General features: G+C 65.0%; 26 protein-coding genes and 1 tRNA gene. 14 read left to right on the top strand and 13 right to left on the bottom strand.

The window, feature by feature from the left end; genetic code table 11:
* Positions 1–322 precede the first annotated feature (322 nt).
* Positions 323–838, top strand: a complete 516-nt coding sequence (locus tag ACOIX3_RS41970) for a L,D-transpeptidase (RefSeq protein ID WP_097677248.1) — start codon at positions 323–325, stop codon at positions 836–838.
* An 85-nt stretch (positions 839–923) separates the two neighbouring features.
* Here the strand turns inward: ACOIX3_RS41970 and ACOIX3_RS41975 are convergent, their stop codons facing one another.
* Both ACOIX3_RS41975 and ACOIX3_RS41980 read right to left on the bottom strand, forming a co-directional pair.
* Entirely contained in the window at positions 924–1,532 is a 609-nt protein-coding gene (locus ACOIX3_RS41975; RefSeq protein ID WP_420967792.1) for a thermonuclease family protein, read from the bottom strand.
* 40 nt (positions 1,533–1,572) lie between these two features.
* Positions 1,573–1,806, bottom strand: coding sequence for a DUF1674 domain-containing protein (locus ACOIX3_RS41980; RefSeq protein ID WP_420967794.1), 234 nt, complete (start codon positions 1,804–1,806; stop codon positions 1,573–1,575).
* A gap of 175 nt (positions 1,807–1,981) precedes the next feature.
* Here ACOIX3_RS41980 and ACOIX3_RS41985 point away from each other — a divergent pair, with 175 nt between their 5' ends.
* The 3 genes from ACOIX3_RS41985 to purH all read left to right on the top strand — a co-directional run bounded on the left by ACOIX3_RS41985 (position 1,982) and on the right by purH (position 7,077).
* Complete coding sequence (locus ACOIX3_RS41985; protein WP_420967796.1) at positions 1,982–3,328, top strand: RsmB/NOP family class I SAM-dependent RNA methyltransferase; 1,347 nt, start codon at positions 1,982–1,984, stop codon at positions 3,326–3,328.
* Between the two features lie 137 nt (positions 3,329–3,465).
* Positions 3,466–5,217 (top strand): heparinase II/III family protein, encoded by a 1,752-nt coding sequence (locus tag ACOIX3_RS41990; RefSeq protein WP_420967797.1) that lies wholly within the window; start codon positions 3,466–3,468, stop codon positions 5,215–5,217.
* A gap of 267 nt (positions 5,218–5,484) precedes the next feature.
* Positions 5,485–7,077, top strand: a complete 1,593-nt coding sequence (gene purH, locus ACOIX3_RS41995) for a bifunctional phosphoribosylaminoimidazolecarboxamide formyltransferase/IMP cyclohydrolase (protein ID WP_420967798.1) — start codon at positions 5,485–5,487, stop codon at positions 7,075–7,077.
* Positions 7,078–7,320: 243 nt separating this feature from the next.
* On the opposite strand, the gene ACOIX3_RS42000 is transcribed toward purH, so the two are convergent.
* Positions 7,321–8,688, bottom strand: coding sequence for an MFS transporter (locus ACOIX3_RS42000; RefSeq protein ID WP_420967799.1), 1,368 nt, complete (start codon positions 8,686–8,688; stop codon positions 7,321–7,323).
* 125 nt (positions 8,689–8,813) lie between these two features.
* Here ACOIX3_RS42000 and ggt point away from each other — a divergent pair, with 125 nt between their 5' ends.
* From ggt to ACOIX3_RS42015, 3 genes are all read left to right on the top strand, one after another.
* Positions 8,814–10,559, top strand: a complete 1,746-nt coding sequence (gene ggt, locus ACOIX3_RS42005; RefSeq protein WP_420967800.1) for a gamma-glutamyltransferase — start codon at positions 8,814–8,816, stop codon at positions 10,557–10,559.
* Positions 10,560–10,732: 173 nt separating this feature from the next.
* The gene (locus ACOIX3_RS42010; RefSeq protein WP_420967801.1) at positions 10,733–12,031 is read left to right on the top strand and encodes an MFS transporter; all 1,299 of its coding nucleotides are present in this window, start codon (positions 10,733–10,735) and stop codon (positions 12,029–12,031) included.
* A gap of 215 nt (positions 12,032–12,246) precedes the next feature.
* Positions 12,247–13,143 (top strand): SDR family oxidoreductase, encoded by an 897-nt coding sequence (locus ACOIX3_RS42015; protein ID WP_420967802.1) that lies wholly within the window; start codon positions 12,247–12,249, stop codon positions 13,141–13,143.
* A 1-nt stretch (position 13,144) separates the two neighbouring features.
* Here ACOIX3_RS42015 and ACOIX3_RS42020 read toward each other — a convergent pair whose 3' ends face one another.
* A complete protein-coding gene (locus tag ACOIX3_RS42020; protein WP_420967804.1) occupies positions 13,145–13,480 on the bottom strand; it encodes a GIY-YIG nuclease family protein in 336 nt (111 codons plus the stop codon).
* A 107-nt stretch (positions 13,481–13,587) separates the two neighbouring features.
* Here ACOIX3_RS42020 and ACOIX3_RS42025 point away from each other — a divergent pair, with 107 nt between their 5' ends.
* Positions 13,588–14,013, top strand: coding sequence for a DUF1330 domain-containing protein (locus ACOIX3_RS42025; protein ID WP_420967805.1), 426 nt, complete (start codon positions 13,588–13,590; stop codon positions 14,011–14,013).
* An 8-nt stretch (positions 14,014–14,021) separates the two neighbouring features.
* Here the strand turns inward: ACOIX3_RS42025 and ACOIX3_RS42030 are convergent, their stop codons facing one another.
* The gene (locus ACOIX3_RS42030) at positions 14,022–14,687 is read right to left on the bottom strand and encodes a glutathione S-transferase family protein (RefSeq protein ID WP_420967806.1); all 666 of its coding nucleotides are present in this window, start codon (positions 14,685–14,687) and stop codon (positions 14,022–14,024) included.
* A gap of 131 nt (positions 14,688–14,818) precedes the next feature.
* On the opposite strand from ACOIX3_RS42030, the gene ACOIX3_RS42035 reads away from it, so the two are divergent.
* The 4 genes from ACOIX3_RS42035 to panE all read left to right on the top strand — a co-directional run bounded on the left by ACOIX3_RS42035 (position 14,819) and on the right by panE (position 18,617).
* On the top strand, positions 14,819–15,406 hold the full coding sequence (locus tag ACOIX3_RS42035; RefSeq protein WP_420967807.1) for a DUF2239 family protein: 588 nt from the start codon (positions 14,819–14,821) through the stop codon (positions 15,404–15,406).
* A gap of 89 nt (positions 15,407–15,495) precedes the next feature.
* Positions 15,496–16,851, top strand: coding sequence for an MATE family efflux transporter (locus tag ACOIX3_RS42040; RefSeq protein ID WP_420967808.1), 1,356 nt, complete (start codon positions 15,496–15,498; stop codon positions 16,849–16,851).
* A 77-nt stretch (positions 16,852–16,928) separates the two neighbouring features.
* On the top strand, positions 16,929–17,579 hold the full coding sequence (locus ACOIX3_RS42045; RefSeq protein WP_420967809.1) for a 2-hydroxychromene-2-carboxylate isomerase: 651 nt from the start codon (positions 16,929–16,931) through the stop codon (positions 17,577–17,579).
* Positions 17,580–17,696: 117 nt separating this feature from the next.
* Positions 17,697–18,617, top strand: coding sequence for a 2-dehydropantoate 2-reductase (gene panE / locus ACOIX3_RS42050; protein ID WP_420967810.1), 921 nt, complete (start codon positions 17,697–17,699; stop codon positions 18,615–18,617).
* 145 nt (positions 18,618–18,762) lie between these two features.
* Here panE and ACOIX3_RS42055 read toward each other — a convergent pair whose 3' ends face one another.
* From ACOIX3_RS42055 to ACOIX3_RS42075, 5 genes are all read right to left on the bottom strand, one after another.
* Complete coding sequence (locus ACOIX3_RS42055) at positions 18,763–19,344, bottom strand: c-type cytochrome (RefSeq protein ID WP_420967811.1); 582 nt, start codon at positions 19,342–19,344, stop codon at positions 18,763–18,765.
* Positions 19,345–19,537: 193 nt separating this feature from the next.
* Entirely contained in the window at positions 19,538–20,815 is a 1,278-nt protein-coding gene (locus tag ACOIX3_RS42060) for a PQQ-dependent sugar dehydrogenase (protein ID WP_420967812.1), read from the bottom strand.
* A 268-nt stretch (positions 20,816–21,083) separates the two neighbouring features.
* Positions 21,084–21,452: a DUF2865 domain-containing protein gene (locus tag ACOIX3_RS42065; protein ID WP_420967813.1), complete on the bottom strand. Its 369-nt coding sequence runs from the start codon at positions 21,450–21,452 to the stop codon at positions 21,084–21,086.
* Positions 21,453–21,606: 154 nt separating this feature from the next.
* Positions 21,607–21,681 (bottom strand) — tRNA-Gly (locus tag ACOIX3_RS42070).
* A gap of 160 nt (positions 21,682–21,841) precedes the next feature.
* Complete coding sequence (locus ACOIX3_RS42075) at positions 21,842–22,297, bottom strand: SRPBCC family protein (RefSeq protein ID WP_420967814.1); 456 nt, start codon at positions 22,295–22,297, stop codon at positions 21,842–21,844.
* Positions 22,298–22,537: 240 nt separating this feature from the next.
* Here ACOIX3_RS42075 and trxA point away from each other — a divergent pair, with 240 nt between their 5' ends.
* Together trxA and ACOIX3_RS42085 are read left to right on the top strand one after the other, a co-directional pair.
* Complete coding sequence (gene trxA / locus ACOIX3_RS42080) at positions 22,538–23,458, top strand: thioredoxin (protein WP_420967815.1); 921 nt, start codon at positions 22,538–22,540, stop codon at positions 23,456–23,458.
* A gap of 30 nt (positions 23,459–23,488) precedes the next feature.
* The gene (locus ACOIX3_RS42085) at positions 23,489–24,163 is read left to right on the top strand and encodes an LON peptidase substrate-binding domain-containing protein (protein ID WP_229166118.1); all 675 of its coding nucleotides are present in this window, start codon (positions 23,489–23,491) and stop codon (positions 24,161–24,163) included.
* A 6-nt stretch (positions 24,164–24,169) separates the two neighbouring features.
* Here the strand turns inward: ACOIX3_RS42085 and ACOIX3_RS42090 are convergent, their stop codons facing one another.
* From ACOIX3_RS42090 to ACOIX3_RS42100, 3 genes are read right to left on the bottom strand one after another with little or no spacing between them, the layout of a single operon-like run.
* On the bottom strand, positions 24,170–24,589 hold the full coding sequence (locus ACOIX3_RS42090) for a hypothetical protein (protein WP_420967816.1): 420 nt from the start codon (positions 24,587–24,589) through the stop codon (positions 24,170–24,172).
* Complete coding sequence (locus tag ACOIX3_RS42095; RefSeq protein ID WP_420967817.1) at positions 24,579–25,490, bottom strand: FAD:protein FMN transferase; 912 nt, start codon at positions 25,488–25,490, stop codon at positions 24,579–24,581. Before ACOIX3_RS42095 ends, ACOIX3_RS42090 begins: the two co-directional genes overlap by 11 nt.
* Positions 25,471–25,941, bottom strand: a complete 471-nt coding sequence (locus ACOIX3_RS42100; RefSeq protein ID WP_298370986.1) for an FMN-binding protein — start codon at positions 25,939–25,941, stop codon at positions 25,471–25,473. The genes ACOIX3_RS42095 and ACOIX3_RS42100 overlap by 20 nt, the downstream gene beginning before the upstream one ends.
* Between the last annotated feature and the right edge of the window lie 42 nt (positions 25,942–25,983).

Genomic DNA, 25,983 nt, shown 5'->3' on the forward strand with positions numbered 1-25,983 from the left:
CGCGAACCGGCATCCATCCCGCATCATGGCGGGACAGACTTGGCTCAAAAAACGCTCGGCGCGGCCCTTTCACGGGATTGTCAGAGGCGCGGCGCGATTGCGGCGCGTTTGTGGCCAAGTGTTGTTTTCAGGTCATTTACTTTAATCCGAACTTTTCCTTTTCTGCCCGCCATCAGGACGTGTCTCGCGGCCGGTGTGAAACCACCCGGTTAAGACACGCGGTTAATATTGCGTGCGCGAGACCGGCGGGCCCGGTTTTTTCAGGGCTCTGCACCTTCGTTTTTGGCTCCCTCACCGGAGCTGTTGGGAAGTGGAGAGGTTGATGTCGATGAAGTTTGCGGTGGCGCTGGCTGCCACCCTTGGTGCTGTTGTTGTGATGTCGCAGACGGCCGAGGCGCGGCCGGAGATGGTCGGAATACACGCCGACAATTATGAGCCGGGCACCATCGTGGTGAAGACCAACGAACGGCGGCTCTATCTCATTCTCGATTCCGGTCACGCGATGCGCTACCCGGTCGGCGTCGGCAAGTCGGGCAAGCAGTGGGCCGGCACGACCCGGATCGACGGCAAGTATCGCAACCCGGCCTGGTCGCCGCCCGCCGAGGTCAAGCGCGACAAGCCGAGCATCCCGAACGTGATCGCAGGCGGTTCGCCGGCGAACCCGATGGGCGTCGCCGCCATGACGCTGGCCGGCGGCGAATACGCCATCCACGGCACGAACGTGCCGGGCTCGGTCGGCGGCTTCGTCTCCTACGGCTGCATCCGCATGCTGAATCCCGACATCACCGATCTCTATTCGCGCGTCTCGGTCGGTACGACCGTCGTCGTCACCCGCTGACATCTGCAAAAGCTCGCGAGAAAAAGCCGCGCATCTGCGCGGCTTTTTGTTTTGCGGCACCTTGGCTTGGATACGACGCTGTCGCCTAGCGCGCGAAATATCCGCACCAGCCGAAGCGGTGGCCGCCATTGTAGGCGCGGGCATGGCCGGCCGCGAGCAGCGCGGTCGAGACGTTGTCGGTCTTCCTGGTCGCGACATCGGCGACGACGCGGCCCTGATATTTGTCGGGGCCGATATTGTAGATCGCGACATCGCCCTGGCCGAGCAGATCGCGCAGCGCCACCGTGGCTGCTTGCGCCATTTGCAGTTCGCGCGCGCAGGACGCCTTCAGCTCCGGCGCATCGATGCCGCGCAGCCGGACCCGCGTGTACAGATCGGGTCCCGGCGTGAGATGCACCCGCGCCTCGAACGTGTCGCCATCGATCGTCCTGATGACATCGACCGCATGGCGCGCATCAGACGCGCCGGCGCGCTGCCAGATCATTTCGGCATCGCGCGACCGGCTCAACGACCAGTGCGACGGCAAAGGCACCCATTCAGGCGCCCATCGGCGGATCGGCAGCATGCTGCCGACGGCAATGCCGAGAACGAACACCCACGGCAGCGCTGCCGAGACACGACGGCCCCAAGGTGAGCGGCGAAAGGGCGGACGCCCCGTCCCACGATAAGGATTTATTCTCTCATATGGGGACATATTCCCAGACTGATCTGAGTCGGACCGCCAAGCAAGACTCTCAGAAGTCCGAGGCGATGCCCTTGGTCTCCCAATCGCCGTAACGCGTCGGTTCCGGTCCCTTCGGGCCCTGGAATTCCTTCGGCCGCGCGGCCGCATCCTTCGCAGCGGCCTCCTCGGCAGCCTTGCGCCGCGCCGCGGCCTCGGCAAGCGCACGCTGCGCGGCCGGCGTCAGCGGCTTGCGCGGCGCGGGTTCCGGCGGAGACGACGATGGCGATGGCGATTTCTCAGACATGACAAAACTTTCTGCCCGCGAATTTCGTATCTCTGTCTTGGCTCAGTGACGACATCACGATCAAGAAATCCCGCAAGGCGATTCTTACATTTGGCATATTCGCATGCCAGAGGTGTTTTCGAGTTGATGGCATGAGCCGAATGTAACTCCAGCACCTTCGAGATATCTCCGCTTCATGCCTCCTTCAAGATTTGCAGTTCCTGCCGAAGTCCCCGGTCTCGCGGCGCGCCGTATCGCGGCCGACATCCTCGATGGCGTGCTGCACAAGCACCGCACGCTCGATGATCAGCTCGACGGCGCCGGCGCGCATCCCGGCCTGAAATCGCTCGCCGATCGCGACCGCGCGCTGATGCGCCGGCTGGTGTCGACCATCCTGCGCAAGCTCGGCACGCTCGGCCATTTGTTGTCGCGGCTGCTCGACCGCGGCGTCCCGACCGATGCGCCGCGCGCGCAGAGCGCGCTGCTGATCGGCGCCGCGCAGATCCTCTGGATGGATGTGCCTGACCATGCCGCGGTCGATCTCTCGGTGCGGCTGGTGCAGTCGGACCGGCGCGCGGCGAAATATGCCGGGCTGGTCAACGCCGTGCTGCGCCGCTGCGCGCGCGAGGGCCAGGGCCTGATCGACGAGATCAGCCCGCAGACGCTGGACCTGCCGCCATGGATGCTGGCGCGCTGGAACGCGCATTACGGTGAAGCCACCGCGCGCGACATGGCGCTGGCGCTCGGCCACGAGCCGTCGCTCGATCTCACGGTGAAGTCGGACGCGCCGCAATGGGCGAGCCGCCTGCATGGCGAGATCCTGCCGACGGGAACCGTGCGCACGCTGCTGCAGGGCTCCGTGACCATGCTGCCGGGCTTCGCCGAAGGCCAATGGTGGGTGCAGGACGCTGCCGCCGCACTTCCGGTGCGCCTGTTCGGCGACATCAAGGACAAGCGGATCGCGGACCTCTGCGCGGCGCCCGGTGGCAAGACCGCCCAGCTCGCGCTGGCCGGCGCACAGGTCACCGCCGTCGACCGCTCGCCGGCGCGGGTCGCGCGGCTGCGCGACAATCTCACCCGGCTGGCGTTGCAGGCCGAGACGGTGGTCGCCGACGCCGCCGAATGGCCGGCGGAAGCCGCGAGCTTCGACGGTATTCTGGTCGATGCGCCCTGCACCTCGACGGGAACCATCCGCCGCCATCCCGACGTCGCCTGGCTGCGGCAGGAGAGCGACATCGCCGCACTGACGGCGCTGCAGAAGCGGCTGTTGCAAAAGGCCACCCATCTGCTGAAGCCCGGCGGCACCCTGGTCTACTGCACGTGCTCGCTGGAGCCGGAGGAAGGCGAGCACGCGATTGCTGCGCTGCTGGCGAGCGAATCAGGCCTGCGCCGTGCGCCGGTCGAGACAAGCGAGGTCGCCGGCCTCGCCGACATCATCACCGGCGACGGTGATCTGCGCACCCTGCCCAGCCATTTGCCCAACGCCGACCCGCGACTGGGCGGACTGGACGGCTTTTACGCCGCCCGGCTGGTCAAATCCTGATTTTAAACTTCAGTCCTCTAAGCTCGAAGTGATTCGCGCGGTATCAAGAGGGTGTCTTGGATATCAAGAGGGTGTCTTGGCCGCGTTTCCGGATTAAATAAGGATTCGTTGAAAATTCCCTCCCCGCAAGGTTAGGCGTGTCGGTCGCTCAAAGCAGACGCATCTCGACGCTGATTGCTGGCCGCTTTGCCCGCAGCATAATGGCGCGCGCCAGCGGGAGCACGGTTGCGCTGTCGCGGCTCTGGCCCGGCCGCACCGACCGGCTGATCATCGCCCCGCATGATCTGCGGACCGCCGACGCCACCCGCGCTGCCGAGATCTATGCCGGGCGATTCGTGTTCGCCGGCAAGATCGTCACCTGCCACGGCCGATCGATCTTCGATCTCGAACCGCCGTCGGAGGATTGGGAAGCCGCCCTGCTCGGCTTCGGCTGGCTGCGCCATCTGCGCGCCGCCGACACTGCGCTGACCCGCGCCAATGCCCGCTCGCTGGTCGACGACTGGATCTCCAACCAGGCCCGCAAGCGGCCGCTGGAGCGGCGCGCCGACGTGCGCGCGCGGCGGGTGATTTCGCTGTTGTCGCAGGCGCCATTGGTGCTCGGCGACACCGACGGAAAATTCTACCGCAAATATCTGCGCGGGCTGGCGCGCGAGATCCGCTATCTGCGCCACGCCACGCTCGACATTGACGGCGTGCCGCGCCTGCAGGTGTTGATCGCGCTGTGCTACGCCTCGCTCTGCCTCGCCAACCAGGCGCGCAACATCAAATCGGCCACCCGCAGGCTGTCCGACGAATTGCAGCGCCAGATCCTGCCCGACGGCGGCCATATCTCGCGCAATCCCGGCGCGCTGGTCGAATTGCTCAGCGATCTCTTGCCGCTGCGGCAGACCTTTGCCGCGCGGAACATCGCGCCACCGCCGGCGCTGCTCAACGCCATCGACCGCATGATGCCGATGCTGCGCTTCTTCCGGCACGGCGACGGCAGCTTCGCGCTGTTCAACGGCATGAGCACCGCGCCGTCCGATCTGGTCGCGACGCTGCTCGCCTATGACGACACTCGCGGCGTGCCGATGTCGAGCATGCCGCATAGCGGCTTCCAGCGCCTCGATGCCGGCAACACCACCTTGATCATCGACACCGGTCCGCCGCCACCGGCCAGCGTCAGCCAGGATGCGCATGCCGGCTGCCTGTCGTTCGAGCTGTCCTCCGGGGTCAGCCGCATCGTGGTCAATTGCGGCATGCCGAACACCGGGCGCGACAATTGGCGGCCGTTCGCGCGCTCGACCGCGGCGCATTCGACGCTGACCTATCGCGACACCTCGTCGTGCCAGTTCGTCGAGCTGTCGGCGATGAAGCGGCTGTTGCGCGGCGCGCCGGTCACCAGCGGGCCCAGCAATGTCGAGAGCTACCGCGAAGCCATCCCCGGCGGCGACGTGCTGACCGCCTCGCATGACGGCTATCTCTCGCGCTTCGGCGTGATCCACCGCCGCGTGCTGATGATCGCCCAGGACGGCACGCGGATGGAAGGCGAGGACTCGCTGTCACCGGCCCCCGGCGGGCGCATCAAGGGCAGCGAGGCCGATTTCGCGCTGCGCTTCCATCTGCACCCCTCGGTGAAGGCGAGCCGGCTGTCGGATGCCCGCGGCGTCATGCTGGTGCTGCCCAACCGCGACGTCTGGACCTTCGAGGCGCTGGACGACAAGGTCGACCTCGAGGACAGCGTTTTCCTGGCCGGCAATGACGGCCCGCGCCGCACCTCCCAGATCGTGATCCGGCAGGACGCAAGGCAGGCCGCCACCATCCGCTGGAGCTTCGTGCGCTCCTCGACCTCGGCCACCGCCACCAACGCCCGCCGCAACGCCCGCCGCGAGCCGGAACTGCCGCTGTAGGACGCCCGCTGTCCGGGTGACCAAACTCAATCCCGTCACCCTGAGGAGCGCGTATCGCGCGCGTCTCGAAGGGTCGACGGCCACTAGTCGGGCCGATCCATCCTTCGAGACGCCGCTTCGCGGCTCCTCAGGATGACGGGGATAGCGTAGCACGCGGAAATTTGGACCGAATCATCGCCATTTTCAGGGGAATCGGCCTCGGAGACCGGTTTCGTACCGCCCCAAACCATGCTACCCGGCTGCCTTAACAGCCAAGGATTTTCCGATATGACCGAGCAGCTTCGCCGCGTGACCCGCGCTCTGTTGTCCGTTTCCGACAAGACCGGACTGATCGAGTTCGCCAAGGCACTTTCCGACCATGGCGTCGAGCTGGTGTCGACCGGCGGCACCGCCAAGGCGATCGCGGCGGCCGGGCTGAAGGTCAAGGACGTCTCCGAGCTCACCGGTTTTCCGGAGATGATGGACGGCCGGGTCAAGACGCTGCATCCGAAGGTGCATGGCGGCCTGCTCGCGATCCGCGACAACAAGGAACATGCGGCCGCGATGGCCTCGCACGGCATCGCGCCGATCGATCTGCTGGTGGTCAACCTCTATCCGTTCGAGGCCACCGTCGACAAAGGCGCCGGCTTCGAGGAGTGCATCGAGAATATCGACATCGGCGGCCCCGCGATGATCCGCGCCGCGGCGAAGAACCATGACGACGTCGCCGTGGTGGTCGAGGCGAACGACTATTCTGCCGTGCTCGACGAGCTCGCAGCGCACAAGGGCGCGACCTCGCTCGGCCTGCGCCGCCGGCTCGCCGCCAAGGCCTATGCGCGCACCGCGGCCTATGACGCCGCGATCTCGAACTGGTTTGCGGTGCAGCTCGACACCAAGGCGCCGGATTTCCGCGCTTTCGGCGGCAGGCTGATCCAGTCGCTGCGCTATGGCGAGAATCCGCACCAGACCGCGGCGTTCTATGCCACGCCGGAGAAGCGGCCGGGCGTTGCGACCGCACGCCAGCTGCAAGGCAAGGAACTGTCCTACAACAACATCAACGACACCGACGCGGCCTATGAGTGTGTCGGCGAGTTCGATCCGCAGCGCACCGCGGCCTGCGTGATCGTCAAGCATGCCAACCCTTGCGGCGTCGCCGAGGGTCCGGATCTCGCCACCGCCTATGCCCGCGCGCTCGCCTGTGATTCCACCTCGGCCTATGGCGGCATCATCGCGGTCAACCGCAAGCTCGATGCGGATGCCGCGCGCGCCATCATCGGCATCTTCACCGAGGTGATCATCGCGCCCGATGCGACCGAGGAGGCGATCTCGATCATCGCCGGCCGGCGCAATCTGCGCCTGCTGCTTGCGGGCGGCCTGCCGAACGCGCGCGCGGTCGGCCTCACCGCCAAGACCGTCGCCGGCGGCCTCTTGGTGCAGAGCCGCGACAATGCCGTGGTCGAGGACATGAACCTGAAGGTCGCGACCAAGCGCGCGCCGACCGACGCCGAGCTGCGCGACCTCAAATTCGCCTTCCGCGTCGCCAAGCACGTCAAGTCGAACACCATCATCTACGCCAAGGATCTTGCCACCGTCGGCATCGGCGCCGGCCAGATGAGCCGCGTGGACTCCGCACGCATTGCCGCACGCAAGGCGCTGGATGCGGCGGCCGAGCTGAAGCTCGCCGAGCCCCTGACCAAGGGTTCGGTGGTCGCCTCCGACGCGTTCTTCCCGTTCGCCGACGGCATGCTCGCCTGCATCGAGGCCGGCGCGACCGCGGTGATCCAGCCCGGCGGCTCGATGCGCGACGACGAGGTGATCAAGGCCGCCGACGAGCACGGCATCGCCATGGTGTTCACCGGCGTGCGGCATTTCAGGCATTAATTGGATCCGTAGCCCGGATGCAGCGAAGCGAAATCCGGGACGGTTTCTCCGCGGACCAAAGACCCCGGATTGCGCTTCTTCGCTCCATCCGGGCTACGAAGCTGTCGTCCCAGCGAAAGCAGGGACCCATAACCACAGGCGAGTGTTGTTGGAACAAGCTGGGGCTCCAGCGCTGCGCAACACGAGCAGCGGTGGTTATGGGTCCCGGCTCGCGCTTCGCTTGGCCGGGACGACGGCGGTGATTTACTCCCGCACTTTCGCCAACAGCACGAGTCCCACCACGAAAAACGCCACCAGCACGGCCATGCCGTACTTCTGGCTCACGGTCGCTGCCGTGATCGCGCCGATCAGCAGCGGGCCGATGAACGAGGTCACCTTTCCGGTGAGCGCGAACAAGCCGAAATACTGCGCGATGCGATCCTTCGGCGCGAGCCGGATCAGCAGCGAGCGCGAGGCCGCCTGTAGCGGCGCGCCGGTGGCGCCGATCAGGCAGCCCAGCACGATATAGGCGCGCTCGGCGGCGCCCGCGAACAGCGGACCACCCGGCACCGGCGGCGCGACCGGGATGAACAGGATGGAATCCTTGTTCACGGTGAGGATCACGACGATCGCAAACAGCAGGATCACGAGGCTGCCGGTGATCACACGCTTCGGCCCGAACGCGTCGTCGAGCTTGCCGCCGAGCCAGCCACCGAATGTGCCGGCCACCGCCAAAATGATTCCGAAGGTGCCGATCCGGATGGTGTCCCAGCCGAACGTGCCGGCGGCATAGATGCCGCCGAACGCGAACAGCGAGACCAGCCCGTCGGTGTAGATCATGTTCGCCAGCAGAAATCGCGCCAGTGATTTCTGCTTCGGCAGGCTTGCCAATGATTCCCTGAGCTCGCGCAGGCCTTCGCCGAGCGCCTCGTGCATCCGGCGCTTCGCCGGATAGTCCGGCGTGAACAGGAACATCGGCATCACGAAGATGATGAACCACAGCCCGGTCAGCGGTCCGGTGATGCGGTCACCTTCATGCATGACGGGATCGAGTCCGAACAGCGGCGTGAAGCCGAACAGCGTGCGGCCGGTCTCGGCATTGGCGGCGAGGAAGCCGAGCACCAGCACGAGACTCAGGATGCCGCCGACATAGCCGGTGGCCCAGCCGGTGCCGGAGAGCCGCCCGATCCGGTCTGGCGGCACCAGCGTCGGCATCATCGCATTGTTGAAGACGGTCGCGAACTCGACGCCGACGCTCGCGATCGCGTAGGCCAGCAGCAGCGCGGGGATGATGTCGGGATTGCCGGGCTTGCCGATCCACATCGCGCTCGAGCCGATCACGAGCAGCGCGCCGAAAACGGCGATCCACGGCTTGCGCCGGCCACTGGCATCGGCGATCGCACCCAGCACCGGCGACAGCAGCGCGATCGCAAGTCCCGCAGCCGCGGTGGCAAAGCCCCACAACGCCTGCCCGCTCGCGGCATCGGGCGCAACGAAGCTCGCGAAATAGGGCGCGAACACGAAGGTCGTGATCAGCGTGAAGTAGGGCTGCGCGGCCCAGTCGAAGAAGATCCAGCTGACGACGGCGGTGCGACCCGGATAGGCCTTCGCATGTTCAGTCCCCGTCTGCATTGTTGCCGTCATCGCGAAAGATATTCCCTAACTCGAAGCACAGGCAGGCTTTTGCCGCTTCAATCCGCACCCATATAGCATGAGCCGGTTTGCTGATACGGCGATGAACAGGGCAGGACATTTCGATGGCGCTGACGGCAACGATGTCGCGACGGCTGTTTGCCGCTCTCCTCGCGATCGGCATCGCGACGCCCGTCTTGGGTCAGGTGCAGCGGCGCGCCTACGAGCCCTCAGCCAACAATACGAGTCAAAGCATTCACGCCGAAAACGGCATGGTGGTGGCGCAGGAGAAGCTCGCGGCGCGGGTCGGCACCGACATCCTGCGGCAAGACGGCAACGCCGTCGACGCCGCGGTCGCCACCGGCTTTGCGATGGCGGTGACCTATCCGCGCGCCGGCAATATCGGTGGCGGCGGCTTCATGGTGATCCATCTGGCCGGCCGCAACGAAGACGTCGCGATCGACTATCGCGAAACCGCGCCGCAGGCCGCGACGCGCGACATGTTCCTGAACGCCGACGGCAAGCCCGATCCCGACAAGTCGCGCAATTCCGCGCTCGCGATCGGCGTGCCCGGCACGGTCGCGGGCCTCGCGCTGGCGCTGGAGAAGTACGGCTCCGGCAAGTTCACGCTGGCCCAGATCGTCAAGCCGGCGATCGATCTCGCCCGCGACGGCTTCATCGTCACCGACGATACGTCGGACACGCTATCGGACATGTACCGCCGCATGTCGCGCTGGCCCAATTCAGCCAAGACGTTCTCGCATGCCGACGGCACGCCGCTGCATGAGGGCGACCGCCTGATCCAGGGCGATCTCGCCGGCGTGCTGACGGCGATTGCCGAGCAGGGGCCGCGCGGGTTCTACGAGGGCGCGGTCGCCGAGAAGCTCGTCAGCGGGATCAAGAATGCCGGCGGCATCTTTACGCTCGAGGATCTGAAAGCCTATCAGCCGGTGATCCGCACGCCGATCCGCGGCACCTATCGCGGCTACGACATCGTCTCGATGCCGCAACCCTCCTCCGGCGGTGTCGTGCTGCTGGAGATCCTCAACGTCCTCGAAGGCTTTCCGATGTCTGACATGAAGCAGGGCTCGGCCGCCTCGCTGCATGTCATGATCGAGGCGATGAAGCGGGCCTATGCCGATCGTGCCCGCTATCTCGGCGACCCCGCCTTCGTCGACGCGCCGACGCAGCTGCTGACCGACAAGGATTATGCCGCCAGGCAGCGCGCGACCATCGACCTTGCCCGCGCCACGCCCTGGACCGACGTGCGCAACGCCAAGCAGCCGCACGAGGGCGACAACACCACGCATTATTCGGTCGTCGACGCCAGCGGCAACGCCGTCAGCAACACCTACACGCTGAACTTCCCCTATGGCGTCGGCCTCGTCGCCGACGGCACCGGCGTGCTGCTCAACAATGAGCTCGACGATTTCACCGCGGCGCCCGGCGCCTCCAATGCGTTCGGCCTGGTCGGCTTCGAGGCCAATCTGCCCGGACCCGGCAAGCGCCCGCTGTCGTCGATGGCGCCAACCATCGTGCTGAAGGACGGCAAGCCGGTGCTGGTGACAGGATCGCCGGGCGGCAGCCGCATCATCTCCGCGGTGACGCAGATCATCGTCGACGTCATCGACTACAAGATGGACATCGCGGCCGCGGTCGCCGCGCCCCGCATGCATCATCAATGGCTGCCCGACGAGGTCCGGATCGAGCGCGGCTTTCCCGACGAGGTGCTCGCCGAGCTGCGCGCCAAGGGCCACAAGCCGGTCGAGCCGCTCGGCTACTCCTCCGCGAACTCGATCGTCGTCACGACCAGCGGTCTGCTCGGCGCGCCCGACCCGCGCACGCGCGGCTCCGAGGCGGCGGGATACTAGAGCTTGATCCGGAAAAGTGCGAAGCGGTTTTCCGAAAAGATCATGCTCAAACTAAAGACCTAGAGGGCAAACGCGGCTTTGCCCGGCCTGCAACATCGCGATAGATTGGCGGTCCGCGCAACTCCGGCCGCGGATCGCAAACAGCCGGTGAAAGATTTCTCCGGGGAAAGCGCATGAGCACGGCCGAATCCAAATCAATCGAAGTCGCAGAGATCGAGGACACCAGCCTCCTCGCCTTCTATCGCGACATGAACCTGCCGGAGCGGCGCACGTTCTGGGCCTGCGCCTCGGGCTGGACGCTCGACGGCATGGATTTCATGATCTATCCGCTGGTGATCGGCACCATCATCACGCTGTGGAAGGTCGATGCCGGCACTGCCGGCCTCGCCGGCACCGTGACGCTGCTGGCCTCCGCCGTCGGCGGCTGGCTCGGCGGCTATCTCTCCGACCGGATCGGGCGGGTGAAGACGCTGCAGCTCACCATTATCTGGTTCTCGTTCTTCTCGCTGGTCTGCGCCGCGGTGCAGAATTTCGACCAGCTCCTGATCGCCCGCGCGTTGCTCGGCTTGGGCTTCGGCGGCGAATGGGCGGCCGGCGCGGTGTTGATCGGCGAAGCGATCCGGCCGCAATATCGCGGACGCGCGGTCGGCTCGGTGCAGTCGGGCTGGGCGATCGGCTGGGGCCTTGCGGTGCTGGCGCAGGCGATCCTGTTCTCGATCCTGCCTCCGGAGAACGCCTGGCGCTGGATGTTCGTGATCGGCGCGCTGCCGGCGCTGCTGGTGTTCTATCTGCGCCGCTATGTCACCGAGCCGGAGATCTCCGCCGCGACGATGGCGCAGCAGCAGGCATCCGGCAGCGGGCCTGCCGCCTTGTGGGAAATCTTCCAGGGACCGATCCTGAAGACCACGCTGCTGGCCTCGCTGGTCGGCACCGGCATGCAGGGCGGCTATTACGCCATCACCTTCTGGGTGCCGCGCTTCCTCACCACCGAGCGCAAGCTCTCGGTGGTCGGCTCGACCGGCTATCTCGCGACGCTGATCATCGGCTCCTTCATCGGCTATCTGGTCGGCGCCTGGCTTGCCGACCGGATCGGCCGGCGCAATCTGTTCCTGATCTTCTCGCTCGGCGCCATCGCGATCGTGCTGCTCTATACCCAATTGCCGCTGTCCAACGAGGTGCTGTGGGTGCTGGGCTTCCCGCTCGGCTTCTTTGCCTCAGGCTATTTCTCCGGCATGGGCGCGTTCCTCACCGAGCTCTATCCGACCCGGCTGCGCGGCTCCGGCCAGGGCTTCTGCTACAATTTCGGCCGCGGCGTCGGCGCGCTGTTCCCGTTCCTGGTCGGCGCGCTCTCGACCACGACCACGCTCGCCAACGCGATCGCGATCTTCGCGGTGGCGGCCTATGCCGTGTTCTTCATCGCCGCCTACGCGCTGCCGGAAACGCGCGGGCGGGTACTGCATGCGGATACGTAAGTGATGGGATGAGGCGATGACCGCGCGACTTGGTCCGCTTTGCCTCTCCCCCTGTGGGAGAGGCCGGATTGCATCGCTAGATGCGATCCGGGTGAGGGGTCGCGGTCTATCCAGGCAGTACGCCGTATGGAGAGATACCCCTCACCCCCAACCCTCTCCCACAAGGGGAGAGGGAGCCTGACATGGTGCATCCCTAACTGTGGAGGAGCCAACAGATGACATCGCTCAAAGGCAAGACGCTGTTCATCTCGGGTGCGAGCCGGGGTATCGGGCTGGCGATCGCGCTGCGCGCTGCGCGTGACGGCGCCAATGTCGCGATCGCGGCGAAGACCGCCGAGCCGCATCCGAAGCTGAAAGGCACGATCTACACCGCCGCCGACGAGGTCCGCGCCGCCGGCGGCAAGGCGCTGCCGGTGCTCTGCGACATCAGGGACGAGGCGCAGGTGATGGCGGCGATCGAGCAGACCGTCGCCGAATTCGGCGGCATCGACGTCTGCGTCAACAATGCCAGCGCGATCAGCCTGACCCCCTCGCAGGCGACCGACATGAAGCGCTACGATCTGATGATGGGGATCAACACCCGCGGCACTTTCATGGTGTCGAAATACTGCATTCCGCATCTGAAGAAGGCGGAGAATCCGCACATTTTGATGCTATCGCCGCCGCTCGACATGAAGACCAAATGGTTCGAGCACTCGACCGCCTACACGATGGCGAAGTTCGGCATGAGCATGTGCGTGCTCGGGCTGGCCGGCGAGCAGAAATCCGCCGGCATTGCGGTCAATGCGCTGTGGCCGCGCACCACGATCGCAACCGCCGCGGTCGGCAATCTGCTCGGCGGCGACGCCATGATGCGGGCGAGCCGCACGCCGGAAATCATGGGCGATGCGGCCTATGCGATCATCACGCGGCCATCGCGCGAGTTCACCGGCAATTTCTGCATCGACGACAAGGTGCTCTATGCCAACGGCGTACGCGACTTCGAACGCTATCGCGTCGATCCATCGGTGCCGTTGATGTCGGATTTCTTCGTGCCCGACGACGATGTGCCGCCGCCCGGCGTCACCGTGCAGCCTCTGCCGTCGGTCGGCGGCGCGCAGACGTCACGCTAAGCTAAACCGCCGGCGCGTTCAGCCGCGCGCGCCAATGCTGCACGCGTTCCTTGAGCAGCGTGTCGCGGACATAGGCGAGCTCCTCGTCCTCGATGCGCTCCAGCGTTTCGAGCGAGAGACTGTCTGCACCATGCGCCGACCAGGCGCGCTGCAGCTCGGCATTGCGGTGGCTGCCCATCCCCAGCGTGAACCGGATGCGGTTCTGGATTTTCTCCAGATCGAGCGCCTGCCCGACCCAGACCTCCCCGGTCGCGCGGCAGCGGATCGCGAACACGCCGGCCACAGCCGCGCGCTTCTTGTAGTCGGCGATGGCCAGCTTGCGGTCTTCGGTCTTCATGGCGGCTCCTGTCGTATCGGCACGCTATTTATATCCGGGTATTATTGACAAAGCAATTATGCCCGGATAAAACTATAGGATCGAAACCGGAAATCGGACGAACTGACGTGGACACCACCTGCCATCTGGAGCCGACGTGGAACGCCGGGCGCGAGTTCGCCCAGCGCGCGATCACCGGCGAGCTGGTGATGCTCAACCTGCTGCGCTTCCGCGACATCGCCGACTATTCGCAAAGCCCGGAGCTGGCCCCGCCCCAGCCAATCACGGGTGCGGCGGCCTACGACCGCTACGTCGCTCACACGCTTCCGCACCTGCGCAAGAGCGGCGGCGACATCCTGTTCATGGGTGAAGGCGGCTCGTTCCTGATCGGGCCCGAGGGCGAGCGCTGGGATCGCGCGATGCTGATCAGGCAGAAGAGCCGCGGCGCATTCCTCGCCTTCGCGGTGGCGGAGGCTTACCTCGCCGGCATCGGACACCGCACCGCGGCGCTGGCGGATTCGCGCCTGCTGCCGCTGGTCGAGTTGCCGCGATGAGCGATCCGCTACCGACCGACCTCGTACGGCCCGCCCTTCTCCAGCGCCCGCGCATAGGCCGGGCGCGCGTGGATGCGTTCGAGGAATGCGACACATTTAGGGTGGCCGTCCTCGAGCCCGCCGCGCGCGGCGGCAGCCTCCAGCGGAAAGCTCATCTGGATGTCGGCGCCGGAGAATTCGTTGCCGGCGAACCACTCGCTCTTGCCGAGCTCGCCTTCCCAATAGGCCATGTGCTGCTTGAGCTGCGGATTGACCAGCGTGGACAGCGCCTGGTTCGAGACCTTGCGCACCAGCGGCCGCAGCAGCGCCGGCGCGCGCTTCGGCATCAGCGTGAACAGCAGCTTCAAGAGCAGCGGCGTCATCGCCGAGCCTTCGGCATAGTGCAGCCAATAGGTGTAGCGCAGCCGCTCCGGCGTATCGGCTTGCGGGATCAGGCGGCCATTGCCGTAGGTCGCGATGATGTATTCGAGGATCGCGCCGGATTCCGCGATCGTGTTGCCGTTGTCGGTGACAACAGGCGACTTGCCGAGCGGATGGATCGCGCGCAGCTCCTTCGGCGCCCGCATGTCGGGTTGCCGCTGGTAGCGCACGATCTCGTAGGGCACGCCCAATTCCTCGAGCAGCCACAGCACGCGCTGCGAGCGGGAATTGTTGAGATGATGAACCGTCAGCATGGGCGTCCTCTGAAATGTCGGCGCTATCGGGCGGCGTTTGGTGCCAGCCGGGAACAGGAAAGTCGAGAATCACGCGCCGTGCTTGCTGGAAATGACCCGGGCAATACGTCGCACAATCGGAGAGGTGTACCATGAATCCTGCCTATGTCGCCTTCGAAGGCGAGCATCGCATCGGGGCCGGTGACCTCAAGGAGGTCGCACGCGCCGCCAAGCAGCTGCTCGACCTTCGCAAGGATGCCGCGGTCCTGGTGTTCAACGGCCGCACCTCGGCGCTGGTCGATATCGATTTCCGCGGCTCGGTCGACGACGTGCTGGCGCGGCTGCCGAAGCTCGCGCCGCCGCTCGACGAGGAGCCGGCAACGCCGGCCGGGCCGCGCGGTCCGGGACGGCCGAAGCTCGGCGTCGTCGCGCGCGAAATCACGCTGTTGCCGCGCCATTGGGACTGGCTCGCCCAGCAGAAGGGCGGCGCATCGGTTGCGATCCGCAAGCTGATCGACGAGGCACGGCGCGCCAGCGGCGACAAGGACCGCACGCGCATCGCGCAGGATGCCGCCTATCGCTTCATGACAACGATGGCCGGCAACCGGCCGAACTACGAGAACGCGATCCGCGCCCTGTTCGCGCACGACCGGCGGCGCTTTGCGACGCTAATCGCGGACTGGCCGGCCGACATCCGCGACCACGCGATCCGGCTCGCCTATAGCGATCAAGCGGACTAGCCCTCGATGAATCTAATATCGACGAGGTGCAGGGAGTGTGCCGCCCGACCTAAGACGCACCAGCAAGGTGCCTAGTCCATTTTTGGAAGTTGAACGTGTCCAAGCCTCCTTCTCTACGCAAAGCCTTCCTGTCGTTCCTGGCGCCGATGCTGCTGAGCAACGTGCTGCAGTCGCTGTTCGGCACCATCAACGGCATCTATCTCGGCCAGATGATCGGCGTCGACGCGCTCGCCGCTGCGTCGGTGTTCTTTCCGGTGATGTTCTTCTTCATCTCCTTCGTGATCGGCCTGAGCGCCGGCGCCTCGGTGATGATCGGCCAGGCCTGGGGCGCCGGCGAGCCCGACCGGGTCAAGGCGGTCGCCGGCACGACCATGACCGTGACGCTGCTGCTGGCGCTGGCGATCGCGATCTTCGGCGGCCTGTTCGCACGCCCGCTGTTGATGGCGCTCGCAACGCCACCTGATGTTCTCGACGCCGCAGTGTCCTATGCGCGGATCATGATGATCACGATGCCGGTGACCTTCGCATTCCTGCTGCTCGCGGCAATGATGCGCGGCGTCGGCGACACCGTGACGCCGCTGCTGGCACTGACGGTCTCGACCGTCGTCGGCCTTGTGGTGACGCCCGCATTGATCCGCGGCTGGCTCGGGCTGCCGATGCTGGGCGTCGCCAGTGCTGCAATTGCTTCCGCGATCTCGGGCGTCGTCACGCTGCTGTGGCTGCATATCCACATGCTGCGGCACAAGCATCCGCTGGCCTTCGACGCCGCGTTCCTGCGCGCGATGCGGCCGAACGGCGCCCTGCTGCGCATCGTGCTGCGGCTCGGCATTCCGACCGCGATCGGCATGGTGGTGGTCTCGCTCGCCGAACTGGTGCTGCTCGGCCTCGTCAACGGCTTCGGCTCGGAGGCCACCGCCGCCTATGGCGCGGTCAACCAGGTGATCAGCTATGTGCAGTTTCCGGCGATCTCGATCGCCATATCGGTGTCGATCTTCGGCGCACAGGCGATCGGCCGCGGCGATTCCAACCGGGTCGGCGCCATCGTCCGCACCGGGATCGAGATGAACCTCGCGCTGACCGGCGGACTGGTTGTGCTCGGTTATCTCTTTGCGCGGCCGCTGATGGGCTTCTTCATCGTCGATGGCGCGGTGCTCGCGCTGGCGCAGCAGCTTCTCTACATCGTGCTGTGGAGCATGGTGCTGTTCGGCATGGCGACGGTGTTCTCGGGCGCGATGCGTGCCGGCGGCACGGTTTGGATGCCGCTGTTCATCTCGATGCTGGCCATGGCGCTGGTCGAGGTGCCGGTCGCGATCCTGCTCAGCCGGGCCATCGGCATCAGCGGCATCTGGATCGCCTATCCCGCCACCTTCGCAACCATGTTCCTGCTGCAGATGGCCTATTACGCCCTGGTATGGCGCAAGCAGACCATCAAGCGGCTAATTTGACATCGCGCGCCGCGGCTCACATGATGAGTATCATATTCTACTGATGGCCCCTGCGGCAGCAGGCCCATGCTAGAGAAATGCCAAGCAAGCCCAAACGAGATAAGTCGAGGGGAGAGACCGCCGTGAGCCAGAATCCGCAATTCCTGTTCGATTTCGGCAGCCCCAATGCCTTCCTCAGCCACGAGGCGATCCCGGCGATCGAGAAGCGCACCGGCGTCAGGTTCGAATACGTCCCGATCCTGCTCGGCGGCATCTTCAAGGCCACCAACAACAAGTCGCCGGCCGAGACGCTGGCGGGCGTCAAGAACAAGCCCGAGTTCATGAAGATCGAGACCGAGCGCTTCCTCAAGCGCTTTGGCGTCAAGCCCTACACCTGGAACCCGTTCTTCCCGGTCAATACGCTGAACCTGATGCGCGCGGCGGTCGCCGCCCAGCTCGAAGGCGTGTTCGAAAAATACATCGAGGCGGCTTTCCACCACATGTGGGTCGAGCCGAAGAAGATGGACGATCCGGAAGTGGCCGGCAAAGCCATCGCCTCCTTCGGCCTCGACGCCGCCAAACTGTTCGCCCGCGCGCAGGACGCCGACGTGAAGGCCAAGCTGATCGCAAACACCCAGGCCGCCGTCGAGCGCGGTGCATTCGGTTCGCCGACCTTCTTTGTCGGCAACGAGATTTTCTTCGGCAAGGAGCAGCTGCGCGAGGTCGAAGAATTGGTGTCGCGAAAGTGAGATGAGCGAATGGCCAATAGCGGGTAGCGAATAGTCGGTCAGAATCCTTATCTATTTGCCATTCCCCATTCGCTCTTTGCTCGCGTCCCGGGCAACAACAAAGAAGGACAAATTCCCATGCGCGTTCTCGTGGTCGGCGCCGGTGCGATCGGCGGATATTTCGGCGGCCGGATGCTTCAGGCCGGCCGCGACGTGACATTTCTCGTTCGGCCCCGCCGCGCCTCCGAGCTCGCCTCCGCCGGGCTCGTGATCAAGAGCCCGAACGGCGACGTCACGCTGAACAATCCGCCGACCGTGCAGGCCGACAAGCTGTCGGACAAGTTCGACGTCGTGCTGTTGAGCTGCAAGGCGTTCGATCTCGAGGACGCGATCAAGTCCTTTGCGCCTGCGGTCGGCGACAAGACCGCGATCATCCCGCTGCTCAACGGCATGCTGCATCTCGATGCGCTCGACAAGAAATTCGGCGCCCAGCACGTGCTCGGCGGCCTCTGCGCGATCGCGGCGACGCTGAACGAGAAGCGCGAAGTGGTGCAGCTGCAGCCGATGCAGTCGCTCGGTTTCGGCGAACGCGCCGGCGGCCTGTCGGACCGGGTGCGTGCGATCGCCGAGACCTTCTCCGCGATCAACGGTGCGGCCGCCAGCGAGCACGTGATGCAGGACATGTGGGAGAAGTGGGTGTTCCTGGCGTCGCTCGCCGCGTCCACCAGCCTGATGCGGACCTCGGTCGGCAACATCCTGGCCGCGCCCGGCGGCAAGGATTTCCTGCTCGGCATCCTCGACGAATGCAGCGCGATCGCGGCCGACGCCGGCCATGCGCCGGGTGGTCCGTTCTTCCAGCGCACCCGCGGGCTCTTGACCACCGAGGGCTCGCCGATGACCGCATCGATGTTCCGCGACATCAAGGCGGGGCTGCCGGTCGAGGCCGACCACGTGATCGGCGACCTGATCGTGCGCGCCGATGCCGCGAAGATCCCGGTGCCGAAGCTGCGCACGGCCTACACACATCTCAAGGCGTATGAGAAGCAGCGTCAGGCGTAATACAATCGGTGTCGTCCCTGCGAAAGCAGGGACCCATACGCCGCGGCCTCACGATTTGAGGCGGTCGGGGTTGATATCTCTTCAAGACAATTGAAGCCGGTGGTTATGGGTCCCTGCTTTCGCAGGGACGACACCATCGTTGCCGCTACAAATGCGCCAGATAATGCGCGAGCGCGGTGATCTCTTCGTCGCTCAGCGGGTACGCCACATCGGCCATCGCCGCCTGCGCGCCGCCGGAGCGGACGCCGGACTTGTAGTCGTGCAGCGCCTTGACAAGATACTCCTCGCGCTGGCCCGCGATGCGGGCCACCGCCTTGGTGCCGGCAAAAGTATCGCCATGGCATGAGGCGCAGCGGCGGCCGGCGGCGGCCTGCTTGCCCTTCTCCGACAGGTCCGGATTGTCGTCCTTGCCGCCCTTGAACGGCGTCAGCGAGGCGAAATAGGCGCCGAGATTGCGGATGTCGTCATTGGTGAGCTGCTCGACGATCGGCTGCATCTGCTCGTTCTTGCGCGCACCGGCACGGAAGAACACCAGCTGCCATTGAATGAACTGGTCGAGCTGGCCGGCCAGCGAGGGAATGTTCTCGGTCTGCGAGATGCCGTTGTCGCCATGGCAACCGGCGCAGATTTCGGCCTTTGCCTTGCCGGCGGCGACATCGGCTGCCTCCGCAAAGGAGGTCATCGCGATTGCCGACGCGAACAGGATTCCGAGGGACGCGATACGCATTGCCAGTTCTCTCCACGTGTCATTGCCGGGCTTGACCCGGCAATCCATCTGGCTTGCAGAAGGGTTTTTGTTTGGATGGATGCCCGGATCAAGTCCGGGCATGACGAGTCTGTTCCGTGTTTGGCGTGCCGAACCAAGCGAACGGGGCTGCGGGTGCCTCATCGGCGACCGCAGCCCCGCATGCCTTCAACCGTTACTTCTTGCTGTAGCTGATGCGATAGATCGCACCTGCCCAATCGTCGGCGACGAGGATGGAGCCATCCTTGTCGAGCAGGATGTCGGCGGGACGACCGAGATAGCCCTGGTCACCCTCGATCCAGCCGGAGGCGAAGATTTCCTGCTTGGCATTCTTGCCGTCGGGGCTCGCGGTGATCTTCACGATGCGGCCGCCCTGGTACTTGTGCCGGTTCCAGGAGCCGTGCTCGGCGATCAGGATGCTGTTCTTGTACTCGGCCGGGAATTGGCTGCCGGTATAGAACTTCATGCCGAGCGGAGCGACGTGGGCGCCGAGATTGTACACCGGCGGGGTGAACTCCGAGCACTTGTGACCCATCGCGAACTTGGTGTCCGGCAAATTGCCCTGGTGGCAATAGGGATAGCCGAAATGCTCGCCGATCTTCGAGATCATGTTGAGCTTGTCGCTCGGCAGATCGTCGCTGATCCAGTCGCGGGCGTTTTCGGTGAACCAGTACTTGCCGGTGCGCGGGTCGACGTCGCCGCCGACCGAGTTGCGCACGCCGAGCGCCCAGACCTCCGCGTTGCCGGTCTTGGGATCGACGCGGCGGATCTGCGACACCGAGGTCGGCGGGATGCCGATGTTGAAGGGAGGTCCGAACGGAATGTAGAACCAGCCGTCCTTGTCGACGGCGATGTATTTCCAGCCATGCGCCGCATACGACGGCATGTCGTCATACACCACCTTGCCGCTGCCGAGATTGTCGAGATTGGCTTCGGCATTGTCGTACTTGATCAGCTTGTCGACCGCGATGACATAGAGCGCGCCGTCGCGGAACGTGAGGCCGGTCGGCATGTTGAGGCCCTTCAAGATGGTCTTGACCTCCTTCTTGCCGTTGTTGTCCTTGATCGCATAGACGTTGCCGAGGCCGAATGAGCCGACGAACAGCGTGCCCTTGTCGCCCCAGGCCATCTGCCGCGCCGCGAGCACGTTCGAGGCATAGACCTCGATCTTGAAGCCCGGCGGCAGCTTGATCTTCTTCATCATCGCGGCGAGTTCGGCGTCGGATGCGCCGGTCGGCGGACCGGACGGCGGGGCAAGGCCCTTCTGCGCTTCGGTCTCGTCGCCGAGGAACCAGTCATCCGGCGGATGGGTCCAGAATTCCTTGGTGCCGGATTCGTATTTCTTCAGCGCCCGGTTCTTGTCGGTTTGTTGCTGCGCATTGGCGAAGGTTGTTCCCGCCAGCAGCGCAATCGCCGCGAACGCAAGTATGGATCGATTGAAAGCCGATTTCATCGCGTCACTCCCCTACGCAAGCCGTTGCAGCTTGCCTGTTATTGATTTTGAACGCCCTGAGAGATGATGGTGGCGGTCTGTGAGGTAGGTCAGACGGCAAAATGGTAGCACATCCATCGACGCTGAAAAGCGCATGCTCGGGTGTGCGCTGCGTCAAAACAAGTTGAGACGAAATTTGAGACGAAATTTTCCTGCGCAGACTGCCTGATAACAAGGCATTCTGCACCGCAGCGTAATATTCAAACGTAGCTAACGCTCGCGATCGCGTCTATCGCGACGAGAAATGCGCAAGCCCGAGCGCCTGCTCCTTGGCCTTCGGCAGCGGCCTGAACAGCACACTGCGCTTCTGCCCGCCGAAGATCGCCGCGATCTTGAAGCCGTCATCGGCGGCGATGATTTCGCCGATCCGCAGCGTCATGTCGTGCTCGATCGCAATCGGCGACAGTCCGGTGAACGCACTGGTGCTGCACGCGCATTGCGGCACGATCTCGCGCTGGAATCGGAATGCATTTGCAAACGCCTTGGAGGTCTCGCCCGCTTCGGTTGTGGCGCTGTCGATGTCGGAGCTGGAAGACAGCTTCACCTCGGCGGCGGGACAGACCGCCTCGCAGGTCCTGACATCCGCCGCCGCACTCACGCGCGGCAGCAGGCAGAAGCGGCCATCGCGGGCCGCGGCATCTTGACCGCGAGATCACGGCACTGCCTGAACTGCAAAACCGTCCGAACAGCAAAAAAGCCCGCACCAATGGGCGGGCCTTCATCAGACTGTCAGCTCGGTCAGCGAGATATTTTGGAGCGGGCGAAGGGGCTCGAACCCTCGACCCCGACCTTGGCAAGGTCGTGCTCTACCACTGAGCTACACCCGCATCCGAAATGGCGGCGATCGCTCGCCGGCAACGGCAGACCTATGCCAAATGCTGTCTGTGAATGCAACACAAGAGCGCGGTCCGAGCTTCACGAAATCGCACGGTTTCCTTAAAAATTGACCCCGAATCGGCCGAAACCGGTCATCGCGACGATTTCTTTTTATGTTTCGGCCGGAACCAGCCTCAGGGCCATCTCGTCCCGGAGCGATTCGAGCCAGGTCTCGAACCAGCCGGTCAGCGTCTGCGCCAGCTCGACGCGGCGGTCCGCGTCGCAATCGAACACCGCCCACCATTCGATAAAGGCCCGGTCGCCGTCGATCACCGGGGTCACCCGCAGGGTCGCGCTGAAGTCGGTCATCGGAAGGGTCGGAGGACCGGCAAATTCGTAGGTCTGGAAGCGTTCGACGTCGGACTGGGCGAGCAGCCGCTGCCGGATCCGCCGTTCCCGGTACAGGACGTTGCGCACGGCGCCGACGGTATCGCCGGACTTGCCGTCCTCGATCTCGCTGGTGCCCGCGCCGTGGACCCAGACCGGGTAATTGTTGAAATCGCGGATGATTTTCCAGACCTCGCCGGCCGGCTGCTCGAATACGGTGCTGTAATAGGCCTTTGCCACGGGCGATCCCCTGTTTGCGATGAAGGAGCGCCATCGTCGGCCGTTCCGGACCTCAAACCCACCCGATCTCCGATGGAACAGGCCGGGCGGTGAGCGATTGAATTTTGCCGGCCGACCGCCATCTACGGAGCATGTTCCGGGATCATGCTCTGGGCTGACAGAACGGCTGAACACGCCGTCCGGAGCGTGCTAGAACGCCCCCGTATTTTTCCGACCTCAGAAGACCAAGGCGAGGACAACGTGACGATAATGGAGCAGGGCGGCCCCACGCCCGAGGCAGCGCCCGATCTGATCAAGGAGACGACGACCCAGACCTTCGTCAAGGACGTCATCGAGGAATCGCGCCGCCAGCCGGTCATGATCGACTTCTGGGCGCCGTGGTGCGGTCCGTGCCGCCAGCTCACCCCGATGCTGGAAAAGGCGGTCCGCAATGCCAAGGGCCGGGTCAAGCTGGTCAAGATGAACATCGACGAGCATCCGCAGATCCCCGGCCAGATGGGCATCCAGTCGATCCCGGCCGTGATCGCCTTCGTCAACGGCCAGCCCGCCGATGGCTTCATGGGCGCGGTGCCGGAGAGCCAGATCAACGCCTTCATCGAGAAGATCACCAAGGGTGTGCCCGCCGCCGGCGAGCCCAATCTCGCGGAGATCCTGGCCGAGGCCGACGCCGTGCTGGCCGAGGGCGATGTCGAGGGTGCGGCGCAGATCTATGCCGAGGTGCTGGCGCACGACGCCACCAACATCGCGGCGCTGGCCGGCCTCGCCAAGTGCTACGTCACGTCGGGTGCGGTCGAGCAGGCCAAGCAGACGCTCGCGATGGTGCCGGAATCCAAGCGCAATGACGCCGCGGTGAAGGCGGTGCAGGCGGCGATCGACCTCGCCGAACAGGCGCAGTCGGTCGGCCCGATCGCCGAGCTGGAACAGAAAGTCGCCGCAAACCCGCTCGATCACCAGGCCCGGTTCGATCTTGCGACCGCGCTCAATGCCATGAACAAGCGCAGTGAAGCGACCGAGCAGCTGCTCGCGATCGTCAAGCGCGACCGCAAGTGGAACGACGACGGCGCGCGCAAGCAGCTGGTGCAGTTCTTCGAGGCGTGGGGCGGCACCGATGAGGCAACCGTCGAGGGGCGCAGGCGGTTGTCGACGATTCTATTCTCGTAACGCACGCCCGTCACAGCACCGGGACCGCAGATGCCGATCAATGCCGAATATCGCGGGCCCGGCGAGCTCCCCGAGGTGATCCCGGTGTTCCCGCTGCCGGGCGCGCTGCTGCTGCCGCGCGGCCAGATGCCGCTCAACATCTTCGAGCCGCGTTATCTCGCGATGATCGACGACGCGCTGCGCGACGGTCACCGCCTGATCGGCATGATCCAGCCCGACGTGGCGCATTCGCAGAAGGAGGCGAAGCCGGCGCTGTTCCGGATCGGCTGCGTCGGCCGCATCACCCAGCTCGCCGAATCCGGCGACGGCCGCTACATCCTCGAACTGACCGGCGTGGCGCGCTTCAAGGTGGTCGAGGAGCTGACCGTGCAGACGCCGTACCGGCAGTGCAAGGTCGACTTCTTCTCCTTCGCCGGCGACTTCACCGCGCGCAAGGGCGAGGACGCCGTCGACCGCAAGGCGCTGCTCGAGGTGCTGGCGGATTTCCTGGAAGCCAACAATCTGAAGGTCGACTGGGAAGGCATCGAATCCGCGCCGAACGAGGCGCTGGTCAATGCGCTGGCGATGATGTCGCCCTATGGTCCGGCCGAGAAGCAGGCGATGCTGGAAGCGCCCGACCTGAAGACCCGCGCCGAGATCCTGATCGCGGTCACCGAGATGGACCTCGCCAAGAAGCGCACCTCCGGCGACCCGCCGGTGCAATGAGGCGCTTCACCGCAACTCTCGTCGGCCCAGCCAAATGTGAAGCGGAAACATCAAAGAGAGGGCAAATCCCGCTGTGAGATGGATCCAACTCATCCAGGGCCGCACCTGTTCGGATCCAAGATAATAGAGCCCGAAGGCGGTCAGGATCAGGACGGCATTGAACGCCGCCATGATCGATCCCGAAATGCGATTCTTGCGGCTCCGCCACGCGCGCAGCAGATGCACGGGGATGAGGGCGCCCAGCGTCAACAGCGCCAGCATGGCGACCCCGCCATGAACCATCAATAAGTTGGCGGCGGCCTGCTGCCAGATCTCGTCGCCGGCAACGTTCTTTTGCCAGTCCGCCACCAGCCAGCCGGCGCCGGTCAGCAACAGCGCTCCGAACGTCGCGTACATCGAATAGCGAAATGAACGTTTAAGCCGCAAGATGCACCGCCTGAGGCCAGTCGGAAGTGATCTGAACGTCGCCGTCGGTCGAGATCAGCAAGGCACTTGCCTTGTATTGCTCAAGCAGGTCGCCGGCATTGGTCCCCGCGATCATGACAGCCTTCGTCAGCGCATCGGCGATCATGCATGAGGGCGCGCAGACCGTGGCGCCGATCGCGACGTTGGCCGGATTGCCCGTGGCGGGATCGATGATTGCAGAAGTGCCCGGAGGCGCTCCGTCGACCAAATCAAAACGAAGCGCGGTCGATGCCAGCGCCTGATCCGTCAGCTCGATACCAGCGAGCAGGCGGAGCGGGTCGCGGGGGTCGCGCAGATGGACCGTGTGCGGTCCCTGTCCGAACACCCGAAGATCGCCGCCGGCATTCACCACCCCGCCCGGAATATCGAAGCCGCGCAACACCTCGACGGCGCGATCGACGGCAAAACCCTTGGCGATCCCTCCGAGATCGATCGTGATGCCCGGTGATCGAAGGCGCACTCCTAGTTCGGGCAGCAGCTCGATCGCATTGTCGAGGCTCGGTTCCGGCCCGATGACGCGATCGCCGCCCGGTCCGGGCAGCAGGCCCATGGCTTGCAACACCGGCGCAACGGTGACATCGAAGGCACCCTTGGAGCGGCGATGCATCTCGAGCGCCGCCTCCAGGACCTCGAACGTCCAGGCATCAACGCGCGTCGGCCGGACGCCGGCGTCCCGGTTGAGGCGGCTGACGTCGCTGTCGTGCTCGTGAAAGCTCATCAGCCGATGAACCCGCGCGACGGCGTCGAATGCGGCGTCAATGGCGGCATCCGTTTCGGGTCCGGCGCCAGCCGCGACCTCGATCTCGACGAAGGTGCCGAGCAGCGGCCGGGCGCGGCGAATGCTATCGGAGGCGATTGGCATAGGCGGCCAAAATCCTCTTCACGCCCTCCGTTACATGCGTCGACGACAGCGTCGCGCCGGAGATATTCCGGATGTCGCCGTTGATCTTCAACGCACTGCCGCCGGTCTTGCCGACGAATTGCGCCAGCCAGCTCGGACTCCGGATCTCGCCGCCATAGGACTCCCGATATTGCAGGATCTCGACCTTATGCACTGCGCCGCCCGGCGTCAGCGCCACTGCATAGTCGATGAACAGGTGCTTGCCGATCACCCGGTCGAAGACAAGGAAGCCCGCGACCTTGCCTCCGGCTTCGGCCTTCCAGACCCGGCCTGCCTGGACTTCGGTGAAATTCGTCGCCGACGGAAACGCCTGCTTCTGCGCCTCCTCGATCGACAGATACTGAACGGCATAGGCCGGCGAAGCAGCCGACACGATCGCCGCTGCAGGCAGTGTATATCGAACCCACGTCATCTCTCACCTGGCTCCAATCGTTTTCATCATGCGCGCGGAGCG

The sequence above is a fragment of the Bradyrhizobium sp. B120 genome, assembly GCF_049075665.1.
GTDB lineage: Bacteria > Pseudomonadota > Alphaproteobacteria > Rhizobiales > Xanthobacteraceae > Bradyrhizobium.

What these genes read in the sequence shown, in the direction of transcription:
- ACOIX3_RS41970 (WP_097677248.1), top strand. Translation starts at nt 323, where the DNA reads ATGTCGATGAAGTTTGCGGTGGCGCTGGCTGCCACCCTTGGTGCTGTT.
- ACOIX3_RS41975 (WP_420967792.1), bottom strand. Translation starts at nt 1,532, where the DNA reads ATGTCCCCATATGAGAGAATAAATCCTTATCGTGGGACGGGGCGTCCG.
- ACOIX3_RS41980 (WP_420967794.1), bottom strand. Translation starts at nt 1,806, where the DNA reads ATGTCTGAGAAATCGCCATCGCCATCGTCGTCTCCGCCGGAACCCGCG.
- ACOIX3_RS41985 (WP_420967796.1), top strand. Translation starts at nt 1,982, where the DNA reads ATGCCTCCTTCAAGATTTGCAGTTCCTGCCGAAGTCCCCGGTCTCGCG.
- purH (WP_420967798.1), top strand. Translation starts at nt 5,485, where the DNA reads ATGACCGAGCAGCTTCGCCGCGTGACCCGCGCTCTGTTGTCCGTTTCC.
- ACOIX3_RS42000 (WP_420967799.1), bottom strand. Translation starts at nt 8,688, where the DNA reads ATGCAGACGGGGACTGAACATGCGAAGGCCTATCCGGGTCGCACCGCC.
- ggt (WP_420967800.1), top strand. Translation starts at nt 8,814, where the DNA reads ATGGCGCTGACGGCAACGATGTCGCGACGGCTGTTTGCCGCTCTCCTC.
- ACOIX3_RS42010 (WP_420967801.1), top strand. Translation starts at nt 10,733, where the DNA reads ATGAGCACGGCCGAATCCAAATCAATCGAAGTCGCAGAGATCGAGGAC.
- ACOIX3_RS42015 (WP_420967802.1), top strand. Translation starts at nt 12,247, where the DNA reads ATGACATCGCTCAAAGGCAAGACGCTGTTCATCTCGGGTGCGAGCCGG.
- ACOIX3_RS42020 (WP_420967804.1), bottom strand. Translation starts at nt 13,480, where the DNA reads ATGAAGACCGAAGACCGCAAGCTGGCCATCGCCGACTACAAGAAGCGC.
- ACOIX3_RS42030 (WP_420967806.1), bottom strand. Translation starts at nt 14,687, where the DNA reads ATGCTGACGGTTCATCATCTCAACAATTCCCGCTCGCAGCGCGTGCTG.
- ACOIX3_RS42035 (WP_420967807.1), top strand. Translation starts at nt 14,819, where the DNA reads ATGAATCCTGCCTATGTCGCCTTCGAAGGCGAGCATCGCATCGGGGCC.
- ACOIX3_RS42045 (WP_420967809.1), top strand. Translation starts at nt 16,929, where the DNA reads ATGCCAAGCAAGCCCAAACGAGATAAGTCGAGGGGAGAGACCGCCGTG.
- panE (WP_420967810.1), top strand. Translation starts at nt 17,697, where the DNA reads ATGCGCGTTCTCGTGGTCGGCGCCGGTGCGATCGGCGGATATTTCGGC.
- ACOIX3_RS42055 (WP_420967811.1), bottom strand. Translation starts at nt 19,344, where the DNA reads ATGCGTATCGCGTCCCTCGGAATCCTGTTCGCGTCGGCAATCGCGATG.
- ACOIX3_RS42060 (WP_420967812.1), bottom strand. Translation starts at nt 20,815, where the DNA reads ATGAAATCGGCTTTCAATCGATCCATACTTGCGTTCGCGGCGATTGCG.
- ACOIX3_RS42085 (WP_229166118.1), top strand. Translation starts at nt 23,489, where the DNA reads ATGCCGATCAATGCCGAATATCGCGGGCCCGGCGAGCTCCCCGAGGTG.
- ACOIX3_RS42095 (WP_420967817.1), bottom strand. Translation starts at nt 25,490, where the DNA reads ATGCCAATCGCCTCCGATAGCATTCGCCGCGCCCGGCCGCTGCTCGGC.
- ACOIX3_RS42100 (WP_298370986.1), bottom strand. Translation starts at nt 25,941, where the DNA reads ATGACGTGGGTTCGATATACACTGCCTGCAGCGGCGATCGTGTCGGCT.